Source organism: Phyllobacterium sp. SL163 (genome assembly GCF_049896885.1).
Taxonomy (GTDB): Bacteria; Pseudomonadota; Alphaproteobacteria; order Rhizobiales; family Rhizobiaceae; genus Phyllobacterium; species Phyllobacterium calauticae.
Genome location: NZ_JAFCVE010000002.1, coordinates 214407 through 226849, shown reverse-complemented (window position 1 = coordinate 226849; position 12443 = coordinate 214407). Strand labels below are relative to the sequence as shown.

Annotated in this window: 12 protein-coding genes and 1 tRNA gene; 8 read left to right on the top strand and 5 right to left on the bottom strand. The window is 59.8% G+C overall.

The window, feature by feature from the left end:
• Positions 1–46: 46 nt before the first annotated feature.
• From virB10 to ACP7B1_RS04640, 5 genes are all read right to left on the bottom strand, one after another.
• Positions 47–1345 (bottom strand): type IV secretion system protein VirB10, encoded by a 1299-nt coding sequence (gene virB10, locus ACP7B1_RS04660; RefSeq protein WP_346308407.1) that lies wholly within the window; start codon positions 1343–1345, stop codon positions 47–49.
• A gap of 3 nt (positions 1346–1348) precedes the next feature.
• Positions 1349–2170, bottom strand: a complete 822-nt coding sequence (gene virB9 / locus ACP7B1_RS04655; protein ID WP_346308406.1) for a P-type conjugative transfer protein VirB9 — start codon at positions 2168–2170, stop codon at positions 1349–1351.
• Entirely contained in the window at positions 2167–2910 is a 744-nt protein-coding gene (locus ACP7B1_RS04650; RefSeq protein ID WP_346308405.1) for a type IV secretion system protein, read from the bottom strand. Before ACP7B1_RS04650 ends, virB9 begins: the two co-directional genes overlap by 4 nt.
• A gap of 225 nt (positions 2911–3135) precedes the next feature.
• Positions 3136–4020, bottom strand: coding sequence for an EamA family transporter (locus tag ACP7B1_RS04645; RefSeq protein WP_346308404.1), 885 nt, complete (start codon positions 4018–4020; stop codon positions 3136–3138).
• A complete protein-coding gene (locus tag ACP7B1_RS04640) occupies positions 4017–4631 on the bottom strand; it encodes a nitroreductase family protein (RefSeq protein ID WP_426136608.1) in 615 nt (204 codons plus the stop codon). Before ACP7B1_RS04640 ends, ACP7B1_RS04645 begins: the two co-directional genes overlap by 4 nt.
• Before the next feature lie 109 nt (positions 4632–4740).
• On the opposite strand from ACP7B1_RS04640, the gene ACP7B1_RS04635 reads away from it, so the two are divergent.
• The 8 genes from ACP7B1_RS04635 to ACP7B1_RS04600 all read left to right on the top strand — a co-directional run bounded on the left by ACP7B1_RS04635 (position 4741) and on the right by ACP7B1_RS04600 (position 12442).
• A complete protein-coding gene (locus ACP7B1_RS04635) occupies positions 4741–5631 on the top strand; it encodes a LysR family transcriptional regulator (protein WP_346308377.1) in 891 nt (296 codons plus the stop codon).
• Positions 5632–5816: 185 nt separating this feature from the next.
• A tRNA-Arg gene (locus ACP7B1_RS04630) sits at positions 5817–5893 on the top strand.
• Between the two features lie 328 nt (positions 5894–6221).
• Complete coding sequence (locus tag ACP7B1_RS04625; protein WP_346308376.1) at positions 6222–6776, top strand: heme NO-binding domain-containing protein; 555 nt, start codon at positions 6222–6224, stop codon at positions 6774–6776.
• Positions 6777–8315 carry a putative bifunctional diguanylate cyclase/phosphodiesterase gene (locus tag ACP7B1_RS04620; RefSeq protein WP_346308375.1) on the top strand — a complete coding sequence of 513 codons (1539 nt, stop codon included), beginning with the start codon at positions 6777–6779 and terminating at the stop codon, positions 8313–8315.
• A gap of 191 nt (positions 8316–8506) precedes the next feature.
• Complete coding sequence (locus tag ACP7B1_RS04615; protein WP_223612173.1) at positions 8507–9532, top strand: fatty acid desaturase; 1026 nt, start codon at positions 8507–8509, stop codon at positions 9530–9532.
• Between the two features lie 218 nt (positions 9533–9750).
• Positions 9751–10665 carry a hypothetical protein gene (locus ACP7B1_RS04610; RefSeq protein WP_346305849.1) on the top strand — a complete coding sequence of 305 codons (915 nt, stop codon included), beginning with the start codon at positions 9751–9753 and terminating at the stop codon, positions 10663–10665.
• 138 nt (positions 10666–10803) lie between these two features.
• Positions 10804–11337 carry an ankyrin repeat domain-containing protein gene (locus ACP7B1_RS04605; RefSeq protein WP_346305850.1) on the top strand — a complete coding sequence of 178 codons (534 nt, stop codon included), beginning with the start codon at positions 10804–10806 and terminating at the stop codon, positions 11335–11337.
• 91 nt (positions 11338–11428) lie between these two features.
• Positions 11429–12442, top strand: a complete 1014-nt coding sequence (locus ACP7B1_RS04600) for a DUF930 domain-containing protein (RefSeq protein WP_426136604.1) — start codon at positions 11429–11431, stop codon at positions 12440–12442.
• The last annotated feature ends 1 nt before the right edge of the window (position 12443 follow it).

Sequence of the window (12443 nt, the reverse complement as noted above, 5' to 3'; positions counted from 1 at the left end):
AGCCTCGCGCGGCACAAAACACCGGAAGGCGGATGCGTGCGGGTTTCTATTGTCCATAGCCGTCGCGCCCCCGTTTGAGCTCCCGCAGCTTTTCCCGCACCGGATCCGGGTAGAGATCGGAAAAATCGAGATCGCGGCGGACAAAGATGGCAACCGGCGTTCCCTGATTGATCGTGATCGTGGGTGGAATGTTCAGTGACCCCTTCAAGGCCTCCCCTGCGACCTGAGCCAAGGTTTGCGCCGCAACCGCAGCGCCCTTTGCCGCCATGTTCGCGCCGATATCGATATTGGGACGGGTCGTGACGGTCCGGACTTCATTGGTCTTCGGATCAACATAGGTTGTCGTCACCGGGCCTGAATTCAGGCTGGACGATGTGTCCGTTGAAGCCAATATTTGACCGCCGGCGGAAATCGCACTGAGCAGGATCGCGGAACCGTATCGCTCAAAAACATGCCTGTTCACATGGCCGTTCATTCCGGAGCGGCCAAGCTCATCCGTGCCGATGGAAGCGAGATTGATGGACACGCCGTCCGACCGCAACAGCCGGGTCCAGACGATGAATGCCCGTGTCTGCCCCTGCGCCAGTCCGGCGTTGTATTCGCCGATCAGCCGCGTGCCCGATGGCACGAGAATCCGCCTTCCGTCGAACGACCAGACATCATCCGTGGTTATGGCCCGCACCATTCCCGGCAGGTCTGTCTGGACTGACGTTTCGAGGACACCCCGCACAACAGTGCCCTGCGGCACCAGCGCGTCGATGCGCGGGTTCTTTTCAGCCTTGGCCGTTTCTGCGGATTTTCCGGAGAGGGACGCGAGAAACTGGTCGTTCGGATTGGTGGCCTGAAACGTATCCGGGCTTTTCGGTTTCTCGTCGGCACCCCTCTCATTGTGGGCCGGCTCACCCGTGACGCCCAGTTCCGAAACGATCATCGGCGAGCGGTAGCGGTCCAGTTGCTTCGCATGATAGGCCGCCTCCTCCGCCTCGGCACGGCGGCGTGCTTCTTCCTCGGCGCTGCGCCGCTCACGTTCCGAATCGTCAGTGTTGCCCGCCTTTCCTTCGATCACCGCTGCGGCTTGCGGCAGGAGCGGTGCGGCTTTCCGTTCGGGCGGCGGCGTGAGATTGAGCTGGCCCGCACGGGATGGCAGGAAAGCTTCGTCGGACACAGCGCGCTCGCCTTGCGGCGGCCGCGGGTGGCTGAACAGCGGCAAGGCAAAAAGCCCGGTTGCCCCTGCCGCAAGACATAGGCCAACGATGCCGGCTCGCAAGGTGCGCTTTGGTTCCAGCAGGCGGGAACCTGTCCCTGCCTCGATATCCAGACTGCGATGGTAGTCGAGATCAGGCATCGCTTATCTCCAGCGTCGTTTGGAGGCGGGAGCATCGGCGATGACAGCCGGCGCGGCGACAATCGATGGCGCTGTTTTCCTGTTCAGATTGAACAGGCAGGTCGCATAACCGCCGTGCCGCAGCATCCACTGCTTCGCAATCTTGTCGACAACGATATAGTCTCCCTCACGCCGGTAATTGGCGAGGATTTCGCGCTTGCCTCCTTCAACACTGAAGATCGCCGGAACATCGCCCTGAAACCTGAACCATGTCTTGACGCCGTCATCAAAAGCCTTGGCCGGTTTAAGCGCGCGGTCCCCGCGAAAATGATAATCCGTATTGGCATCTTCATGGCGGAACCCGGCGCGGTTTGGTTCCGATACCAGCCGTTGCGCCTGGGCCAGAAGCTTGGCGTCCATCTCCATGTCGGGATACCGGAACCTGATCATGTAGGTCTGGTCAGACTGCGAATCCGGATGCGCGCGCAGGACGAAGGTGTAGACATGCTTGTCGCTGACGATGTTCATATTCGTCGCGGCTTTCGGCTCCACCGGCTTGAGGAAAATGATGTTGCCCTTCTTGTTGGGCTCGATTTTCCAGGAAATACTGTCGCCAACGGCAACCGTTTCGATTTTTTCCGTGTCGCCCAAAACGATCATCGTCGACACGCCATAGGTTGCATCGACCGCGACGACGTTGCTGGGGTTGTAAGTCACCGTCCTGACACGGGCATCCGCAGATCCGCGGCGCGGCGCCACTTCCGCCTGCGCCGCATGGATGACCGCCGCCACCGTTATCGCGACGCCAACCGGCAATACCATGCGGGCGCGGGCACGTATCCTCATGGCTGGTACCGGTCACCGGGAGTGCCTTGCCCTGACAGGCTTTCCTGATCGCGGCGATAGTCGACGACCTGAAAACCAAGCGGATTTTCGAACCGCCATTCATTGGGCATGGGCGCTTTGGAATACTGGAAATGCAGGAGAGAAACCCAGTGTTCTTCTGCGCCAGACTCGCGGCCTGTCCGCTGTGTGGAAAACCGGACCACCGCCGTAAGCCTGTTGGGAAGTTGTATGGATTTGATCTTCAGTTCGACCCGGCTCTCGCGGCCGAAACGCGTCACCGGATTGTCCGCATTGGATGGGCCGTAGAGTGCAAAAAGATCTCGCGCGGCATCGCGTGTCGACAACAGCTGGGCAAGATCAAAATTGTCCTTCACCGTTGCCGGATCATAGGTCTCGCGCGCCTTCAGATAGCGAACCACATACATGCGCGCGATCGCTTCGTTCTGCGTCAGATCACCGTCAGCAAGTGGTTGTTTTATCTCCATAAACCCGGTTGTTTTGTCGACTTCGATGACATAGGGCTCGAAGCTCTTGAGCGGAAGCAGCAAGGCCAGACAGGTCAACGTCAGGCAGGCCAGGGCAAAGCTGATGACAGCCACCAGCCATGCGGTCAGCCGGGACCGCTTCACGGTGCGGATGACATCGTTTTCCCAGCGGACGGCTTCGCTGAAATAGCGCCTGTCCGGCCCGGGTGCCAATCCCGCCTCGATTGTGTTTTCATTGGATCCAGACGCATTCATCACTGCTGGCTAAACCTTGAAATCGGTAAAACTGAAAATTCTGAAATGAAAATTTTATAATATGACCGCGTGCCCTGCCTCGATTGCGCAGCGCCCGAAGAACCGTTCAAGTTGTAAATATCATGCGAACGCGGAACACAATTCGACTTTGGTCTGATGCCTTTCGCCCAGGCAGGAGAAGATGAGGTTTTGCCGCTTCCTGCGGGAGGCCGCCGGCCGACTTTCCTAGCGGGTTTCAACGGCTCCGGGGGCGGAGACCGGAGGCGCGCTGGCCCGTTGTCCGAGCCAGATGCTGCCAATGACGAGAACGAGCCCCCCGATCTGCGGTGAGGTCAATGTCTGATTGAGGAATATCCATCCGAGCAGCACGGCGGTCAACGGGCTGAGGAACAGGAGCAAGGACACCACCGCAGATTGCATTCGTGCAATGCCCCGGAACCACAGGACATAGGTCAGGGCAGCGCCGATCAGCCCAAGCCACCCCAAGCCAAGCAGATTGGCTGCACTCGGGAACGGCATGGGCGGCTCGAAAAGCAGCGCCATCGGAACGAGAAGCAGCCCTCCGGCCGTCAATTGCCAGGCCGTGAAGGTGAGCAGCGATACCGGCGGTTGCCACTTGCGGGTCAATACATTTCCGAGGGCCATGGAGACCGCTCCGGCAAGGCCGGCTGCAACACCAACCCCGTCGAGCGCCGCATTGGGGGCCAGCACCAGCAGCGCGACACCGGCGATCCCGACAAGGGCGGCATAGATCGATACCGGGCGGGCCGGACTGGCCAGAACGAACGAGGCGAGGAAAATCACGATCAACGGCTGGACCGCCAGCACCGTTGCAGCAACGCCGCCCGGAAGCCGGTAGGCCGCGATGAACAGCATGCTCAGAAAGATCGCGATATTGAGGGCGCCGAGAACAAAACTGCGCAGCCACCAGATGCCGGCCGGAAGCTGCCGAACGATCAGGAGCAGCAGCAGTCCCGCCGGCAAGGCGCGCAGCATGGCGACCGTCATTGGGGAAAAGCCCGGCAGGAAAGCGGTGGTGACGATATAGGTACTGCCCCAGATGACAGGGGCAATTGCCGTCAGCAGCAGGTCGGAACCGCGCGCGCTCATGATAGTTCCAGCACTTCGGCCAAGGGACGGCGGGGCTTCTGCGGCCAGTTTCCGGGCGCGGCGCGGCCAACGGTGACGAGCATCACCGGCACTTCATTCGGCCCAAGGCTGAACGCGCGCGCAACGCCTTCGGCATTGAAACCGACCATCGGGCCGGAGACGAGGCCCAGCGCTTCGGCGGCAAAAATCAGAGTTGCGGCACCAAGGCTCGCCGAGCGCACAGCTTCATCGCGCGCTGTCTGAGGATCGGCATATTGTGTGCGGGCTCCTTTCTGCCATATGGCGGCCATGTCGCCCGGCATGAAACCAGCCTCGACGAAGGGGCGCAACCGTTCGGCAAGGACAGCGTGGTCGGGAAGTTGCCCGCAGACAATGAAGGTAACGGCGGCATCGCGCACCTTGGTTTGACCGTGGGCCAGATGCTGCAATCGGACCTTGGACTCGGGTGCGCGCACTGCAATGAAGCGCCAGTTCTGCAGGTTGTAAGCGGTCGGGGCACGCGTTGCCAGACGCGTCAGCTCCCTGATTTCCGCATCCGACAGCGTGTGCGAGGCATCGAAACGATTGGCTGAAACACGCTGTTCGATCAGAGCGATTGTAGGGTTGGTCATCACGTCATTCCAAACTTGGTATGTGGCTTTGACACCACATAGATAATTCACCTGATGATGATAATATGCGATATACGAAAGTGATAATTCACTATTGGAAAACTATGACATGGATCATCTCACTGCCCTGCGGGTCTTTCGCCAGGTAGCGGAACTCAACAGCTTTGCCGAAGCCGGGCGCCGTCTCGGCCTGTCGCCGCCTGCGGTCAGCAAGAACATTGCCGAGCTGGAGGCGCATCTGGGCGTTCGGCTCATCAACCGGACGACGCGGCGCATGGCGCTGACTGAGGAAGGCCGGATTTATCTGGAGCATGTGGTGCGCGGGCTCAATGCACTGGCCGAGGCGGACGAAGCCCTGTGTCCGATTAAGGCGCAAGCGAGCGGCACATTGCGGGTCAGCGCGCCGATGACGGTGACGTTGACACGGCTTTCGGCCGCAATTCCCGGTTTCCTGTCGCGCTATCCCGGCCTGCACCTCGATCTGCATCTCGACGACAGGCGGGTCGACATCGTCCGGGAAGGCTTTGACCTTGCCATTCGCGGCAGCGACAATCTGGAGGATTCCAGCCTGATCGCGCGAAAACTCGCCGTCATGCCCCATGTCCTTTGTGCGGCGCCCTCCTATTTCGAGGCGCACGGCAAACCTGAAGAACCGTCGGATCTGAAGGCGCACACCTGTGTCCGGTTCAGCCTTTCCGGCCATGCCGACCTTTGGGAGTTCCGCAAGTTCGGCCGCGTAGAGAGTATCACCGTCAACAGCCGATATTCGGTCACCTCAAGCCTTGCTGTGCGTGACGCGCTGCGGGCGGGCTTCGGCGTGAGTTTGATGCCCTATCCCTATGTCGCAGACGACCTGAAGGAGGGCCGGCTTCAATCGGCGCTGGATGACTGGAGCACGGTGGAAACCACGCTCTATGCCATCTACCCGTCCCGGCAGCACGTCGCGCCGAAAATCCGCGCCTTTGTCGATTTCCTCATCGACGCATTCAGCCGGGAATAAATGAACGCGGCTGTACCCGCGCTGACCGACCCATGCGCCGGCTTGTCTGGGGAATGGTGACCTGTCCGATGGGCGGCGTGCGGCCGGTACAATCATTTCTTTCGGGAAGGTGCGAAATTCGCCATTGAAGCCAAAGGCCGCATCGGTTAGAACCGCTTCGCGCATGCGAGCTATCGCAGCCTCATGCACCCGTAGCTCAGCTGGATAGAGCGCTGCCCTCCGAAGGCAGAGGTCACAGGTTCGAATCCTGTCGGGTGCGCCATATCTGGCGAGGAGCAGCAGCCCTGACTTATCAGAACAATCGGCTTCCAATTAAGACCGCAACGGATTGAACAACCGTGCGGAGCATTCTCGTCCCGTTTTCGCAATGGCGGATGAGAATTCCCCGCACGCGGATGTCGCCGCATGATCACATCACGATGAAGCAGAACCAATTAAGTAAAGGATCTATATTTATCCCACGCGTTCCCACCTAAAGTACTGTGTGGAAAACTTTCTTTCATTCTTAATTAGATTATTAATTATGCATTTTCTCCTGCAGTCTATCGTTGGAAATCGACATGGTTCGATGTTCAGGTAGGGGGGGCAAAATGAAGGGCATGGTATTCACCGAATTACTGGGTTTCGTAGAGCATATCTACGGGGCGGATGCCGTGGATGATCTCATCGAAGCTTCCGACCTGCCGAGTGGTGGTGCCTATACTGCGGTTGGTACTTACGACCATAAGGAAATGCAATCGCTTGTCACCAACTTGTCTTTGCAAAGCAACACGCCGCCAAACGAATTGTTGGGTTTGTTTGGTCAACATTTGATCGGGCGTTTCAAGGCTTCATTCCCTGACTTCTTCAAGACCGCAGCCACCCTGTTTGATTTCCTCGAAAGCATCGACAGCCATATCCATGTGGAGGTACGAAAACTCTACCCCGATGCCGAGCTGCCGGAATTTCGGGCCGAACGCCTTGGGACCGGGGCAATGCACCTCGATTATCGCAGCAATCGTCCCTTTGCGGCGCTTGCCTCGGGCCTCATTCTTGGCGCGGCTCAGCTCTATGGCGAGACCGTGCTTATAGAGCGAAGCGCGCACGAACACGATGGCGAGAAATTCGTCCGGTTCTCAATCCAGAAGACGGATGCGATAGCCTAAATGCTGGAAACCGACACGCCCGGTGATCGCGTTGCACGTCTCGAACGGCGCCTCATACGGGAACGCCGAGCCCGCGAAGAGGCGGAATGGTTGCTCGAGGCGAAGTCGCTGGAATTGTATAACGCCAACAACCACCTGACGGTGCTGGCGAACGACCTTGAAATGCGCGTTCTCGATCGCACGCACGAATTGGAGGTCTCCCGCCAGCAGGCCCTGTTCCTTGCCGAGCGCGACCCTCTGACCACGCTCGCAAACCGGGTCAGTTTCACGCGCGATCTGGAAGCGGCTATCCGGGAGGCTCGTGTTCAAAGCGGGATGGTACAGCTTCTGTTTGTCGATCTCGATCGGTTCAAGGAGATCAATGACAATTACGGCCATGCCGTCGGCGATGCGGTGCTACTGGAGGTTGCTTCTCGGTTGCGCGCAATCTGTCGGGAGCGAGAGGTGCCCGGACGGCTGGGCGGCGACGAGTTTGGCGTCATCTGCGTGACACCGGCTCACAGCGAACGCGCCCGCCAGATCGCGGCAGACGTCATGGAGGTCATGAGCAGGCCGATCGATTGCGGCCGCCTGCAGTTGATCGTCAGCTGCTCGGTCGGCTTTGCAAGCTTCCCCCGCAATGCCGTGGATTCACCAACTCTGCAGCGCTTTGCCGATTTCGCCCTCTACCATTCGAAGTCGGCTGGACGCTCGACATGGACGGAGTTCGACGACACCATGGCGGGCGAGCTTCAGAGCCGCCAGGGCCTGGAAGCAGAACTGCGCACCGCGGTGGCGGCGGGAGAGATCGAGCCCTGGTACCAGCCAATCATCTCCACCAAGAGCAATGAAATCGTTGGAGTGGAGGCGCTCGCGCGGTGGCAGCATGCCGAGCGGGGGCTCATTCTTCCCGGCCTGTTTATTCCGCTGGCCGAGGAAAGTTCGTTGATCGTCGAGCTTGGCCGGGCAATGATCGACCGCTGCTGCCGGGAGATGCACCCGTTCATCCGCGACGGTCATCTCGATTACGTGTCGATCAATCTGTCGCCGCGTCACCTGCGTTCCTCCTCGGTTGTCGAACATATCGCCGCGACGTTGGCCCATCATCATTTCCCTCCCTCCGCCCTTCAACTGGAAATCACGGAAAGCCTGCTGCTGATCGATTTCGAGCAGGCCCAGGAATGCCTTTCCCGCTTTCGCGCGCTCGGCATCCGAATTGCCCTTGACGATTTTGGAACGGGCTATTCGAGCCTTTCATACATCAGGCGCTTGCCATTGGACGTCATCAAGATCGATCGCTCCTTTGCCAGAGACATCAGCGCTGACCAGCAGGCCGAAGCCGTGGTCAAGGCAATTGTTCAGCTCGCACAGGCGCTGGAACTCCGCGTCATCGCCGAAGGCGTCGAGACGGAAAGTCAGGCGCTCAGGCTGACCAGTTGCGGCTGTTTCGTACAGCAGGGATATCTGTTTGGGCGGCCGATGCCCCTGAATGAAATCACCCGATATCTTGAGGCCCGTGCAAATCCGGCGCAATTCGCCCAAAATATTTCAGCCTCCTGAGCCTGAAACGTCGTCTGTCGATACAGGACGGAGGGCCACCATGAAGCCAGTGGGAACTGTCACGTCGCACCCAATCGGCTCTGCCTCGATTTCCGTGATGGCGCGGCGGATTTGCACATAAATCTGCCTATTACGACAAAAGAACGGGAAGCTCTCTTGTGTCGCCCCATGTCGCAAGCCTATGATAGACGATGAAAAACACCTCTCCCATTTCCGAAGCTGGATTAGGCGGCCGAGCCTGGCCGAAAATCCTTTTGAATTATCGCAAACCGCACCGCGGCCGCAGCATTTTCGAGCTCGCGGTGACGGTCATTCCCTTTGCAATCCTGTGGGCCGTCTGCTGGGCTGCCGTCCACTACGGTTTCTGGTGGGGGTTGCTGTTTATCATTCCGGCAGCCGGCTTCCTGCTTCGCCTGTTCATGATCCAGCATGATTGCGGCCATGGTTCGTTCTTTGCCCACCGGCATTCCGACGACTGGACCGGCCGGGCGATCGGCGTTCTCACTCTGACCCCCTATGATTACTGGCGCCGTGCCCATGCGCTGCACCATGCTTCCGCCGGCAATCTGGATGAGCGCGGTGTCGGCGATATCACGACCCTGACCGTTGCCGAATACCGGGCCTTGTCCCGCTGGGGCCGCCTGGGCTACCGCCTGTACCGCCATCCTGTGATCATGTTCGGCATCGGACCGGCCTGGCTTTTCATTTTCAAACAGAGATTGCCGTTCGGCATGATGCGCTCCGGCGCCCAGCCCTGGATCTCCACCATGGCGACGAATTTTGCCATCGCGCTGCTGGCAGCCGTTCTGATCTGGCTGGTGGGTGTTATTCCCTTCCTGATGGTGCATCTGCCCATCGTCGTTCTTGCCGGGGCTGCAGGCATCTGGCTGTTCTACGTCCAGCACCAGTTCGAGGAAACCCATTGGTCGCAAGGCGCTGACTGGCAGTTCCAGGAAGCCGCCCTGCACGGTTCCTCGCATTACGTCCTGCCGCTTCCCCTGCGCTGGCTGACCGGCAATATCGGTATCCACCATGTCCACCATCTTTCCAGCCGCGTGCCCTATTACCGGCTGCCGGAAGTTCTGCGGGACTATCCGGAGCTGAGCAATGTCGGGCGCATCACCATTCTGCAGAGCCTGCGCTGCGTAAAACTGGTCCTGTGGGATGAAGGCCGCAAGAGGCTCATCACGTTTCGCGAGGCGCGCAGCCTGGCCTGACGCCAGCCGCTTTCCAGACCATCTGTACACCTGCCTTGCAGCCTGCGCATACCGCGCAGGCATACACGAACGCGGCTTTTGTTCCCGCGCCCGTGCAAAATATATCCGGCTACCGATCTGGAACCAACGGTATCCGGGTGTGTTTCCATCCTGACCTCGCCGGGAGCTTGCACCCCGCAGGGATTTTATCTGAAGAACAGGATGAATGGAGACACACCATGGTTTCGTATGATCGGGACACAGTGGATACAATCGCGGTTGACCGACAGCGCCTCGCATGGGGCGGTATTTTTGGCGGCACGCTTCTCACCATCGCCGTCCAGGTGATGTTCGCAGCCCTTGGTCTGGGCATTGGCCTCAGCACGGTCAGCACCACCGGCGACGGCGCTTCCGCGCAGGGCCTGGGTATCGGTGGCGGTATCTGGAGCGCCGTTGCGATGATTATTGCCCTGGCTATCGGCGGTTACGTCGCTGCCTATTTTTCCGGCCAGTATGCGCGCTGGAGCGGCGTGCTGCACGGTCTGGTTGTCTGGGCTGCGGGACTGGCTATCGGACTCTATCTGCTTGGCACCGCCGTTGGCGGGGCTTTCGGCGTCCTCGGCAGCGTCGCGTCCTCGGTCGGATCGACAGCAGGTCAGGCCGTGTCCGGTGCGGCCTCGACCGCCAAGGACATGATCCCGCAGGCTGTTCAAGCCAGCGGCATCACCAAGGAACAGGCCGGCGCGGAAGTCGACCGTCTGGTTGACGGCGTGCTCAACCGCGATCCCTCGGGGACCACATCCCTGACGCCGGAACAGGCCCGCAAGGAAGTCGTATCGGCGTTGACCAGTCATGCCCTGGGTGAAGAGACATCGCAGGAAACCAAACAGCGCGTGACGGCCATCATTGCAGCGCAGCTGGGCATTTCGCCCGATGAAGCCAACAAGCGATACGATGCGGCTGTTGCCAAGATCGACGATGTCAAGGCCAAAGCCACGGCCAAGGTTGAAGAACTGAAGGCTCAGGCCAAGCAGGCCGCCGACAAGTCGGCAAAGATTGCCGCAAGCGGCAGTTTTGCAGCCTTCGTCGCCATGCTGATCGGCGCCCTGGCCGCAGCGGTCGGCGGTGCGGCCGGAATCCGGCGCAATCGGTAGACCCACTTGAACGCCAGCACGTCCCGCGACATGTGCCGCGGGACGTGCTTGGGCCTTTTGCCGAATGCGCTGCTCCTCCCTTGCCCCGCAGACGAGAAGCCCTGTAGAAAGCAGGGATCGATCCGTCGCGGATGACGGATGCAATCCAAAATTGGTGAGGACGACAGCGTGCGGAGATTGTTTTCAAATGTGGCCCTGTTCGGGTTGGCTCTGACGGCGGTCAGTGCGGTTGTTCCGGTTTCCGGCGCCAGCGCGGCGCCCACGGCCGCGCAGTGCAAAAAACTCGATCCGAACGGGCGGGATATGGGCGGCGATACACATTTCAGCATCGCGATCCGCGACAAGAAAGCCGATCTTGTTGCCAAGATGCTGGCCTGCGGTGCCGATGTGAACCTGAAGACCCAGGAGGGCTGGGCACCCCTGCACACTGCAGCCTATTACGGCCCGGCAAGCGTCATTGACCTGCTGATTTCCAAGGGCGCGAAGGTCAACTTCGTCGGCGACTACGACAAGATGACGCCGCTGCACATGGCGGCAAGTTACAGCGATGATCCCGCCGTGGTTCAGGCTCTGCTCAAACACGGAGCGGATAAATCAGCCAGGACTGCGGGCGGCAAGACAGCGCTGGAACTGGCGGCCGACAAGCCGGCCATTGCCGCACTGTTGAAGTAGAGGGAACCGGCCTGCGTCCTGCCCCCTTGTTGCGGGCCGGTCAAGCGCCTAGGTTTCAGGCATGCGGTCGATAATCGTTTAAGCAATGCTAGTGTTCGCCAAAAAACTGCGGGACGAAGTTGGAGGGGGCGTCCTGACGTCCCTCGCCCTGCATCTTTTGGTGGCGGCATTGCTGTTTCTCCAGCTTCCGCAATGGCAAACGACACCGCCGGAGCCGGAAAGCGTGGAGGTGAAGGTCGTTCCGCCGCCAGAACCCGAACCGCAGCCAAAGCCGGAACCGGAAAAGAAGGAAGAGAAGGCAGAGGCGCCAAAACCGCAGCCCGCCCCGGCCCCCGCCGCAGCGGCCGCCTCTTCGCAACGTCTTCTCAAGCTTCTCCCGAGATCAGAAAGAGATGCTGCCGATTCCGAAGCAGCGCCACCCGCCAACGGTACAACGCAAGACGCAGCATCAACCCCGCAGGAGTCACCCGCAGCACAAGCGAAAATGGACGCTGCTCCAGCCGCGCTGCCGCTGGAGAGCAAACCGGCTGCGCCAGAAACCCCGAGACCTGATATGCAGTCGGCGCCCATGCCCAGCGAAACGGCGGGGCAGGCAACGCAACAGTCGCCGGCTCCGACCAACGCGGTCAACAATATGCCCACTCCGCAACAAAAATCAGAGCCTGCGCCAAAGAAGTCAGATCAGGCATCCAAACCGAACGGCTCCAAAACCGCACCCAGCTCCAATCCATTCTCAAATATGAGCCAGAAATTCCTGCCGAACTCGGGGCTTGACCCACGGACAGCGCAGATCGTCGCACGGCTTTCGCCAGAAGAGCGCCTTGCAAGCCTCTGTACGTCGGAGGCATTGGCGATGCTGAGTTCAAAACCCAGCACTGCATCGCGGGATGCGATCCTTCCCAATGGCCCCGCGGGAGGGATCATGTCCAAGACGTCATTCAACGGTGCTGGCGCCGCGTTCCGCCTCGGATCAAACTGGTACAATCTGGATTTCAAATGTTCGGTCGATGCCGGCGCAACGCGGGTGGTCTCATTCACCTTCAGGATTGGCGGGATCGTTCCAAGAAATGAGTGGCAAGCACGCAAGTTGGATGACAGGCGCTGAT

Coding starts and splice junctions, on each gene's coding strand:
- ACP7B1_RS04640 (WP_426136608.1), bottom strand. CDS start 4,631: ATGACCAACCCTACAATCGCTCTGATCGAACAGCGTGTTTCAGCCAAT.
- ACP7B1_RS04620 (WP_346308375.1), top strand. CDS start 6,777: ATGCTGGAAACCGACACGCCCGGTGATCGCGTTGCACGTCTCGAACGG.
- ACP7B1_RS04605 (WP_346305850.1), top strand. CDS start 10,804: ATGCAATCCAAAATTGGTGAGGACGACAGCGTGCGGAGATTGTTTTCA.
- ACP7B1_RS04650 (WP_346308405.1), bottom strand. CDS start 2,910: ATGAATGCGTCTGGATCCAATGAAAACACAATCGAGGCGGGATTGGCA.
- ACP7B1_RS04610 (WP_346305849.1), top strand. CDS start 9,751: ATGGTTTCGTATGATCGGGACACAGTGGATACAATCGCGGTTGACCGA.
- ACP7B1_RS04635 (WP_346308377.1), top strand. CDS start 4,741: ATGGATCATCTCACTGCCCTGCGGGTCTTTCGCCAGGTAGCGGAACTC.
- ACP7B1_RS04615 (WP_223612173.1), top strand. CDS start 8,507: ATGAAAAACACCTCTCCCATTTCCGAAGCTGGATTAGGCGGCCGAGCC.
- virB10 (WP_346308407.1), bottom strand. CDS start 1,345: ATGCCTGATCTCGACTACCATCGCAGTCTGGATATCGAGGCAGGGACA.
- ACP7B1_RS04645 (WP_346308404.1), bottom strand. CDS start 4,020: ATGAGCGCGCGCGGTTCCGACCTGCTGCTGACGGCAATTGCCCCTGTC.
- virB9 (WP_346308406.1), bottom strand. CDS start 2,170: ATGAGGATACGTGCCCGCGCCCGCATGGTATTGCCGGTTGGCGTCGCG.
- ACP7B1_RS04625 (WP_346308376.1), top strand. CDS start 6,222: ATGAAGGGCATGGTATTCACCGAATTACTGGGTTTCGTAGAGCATATC.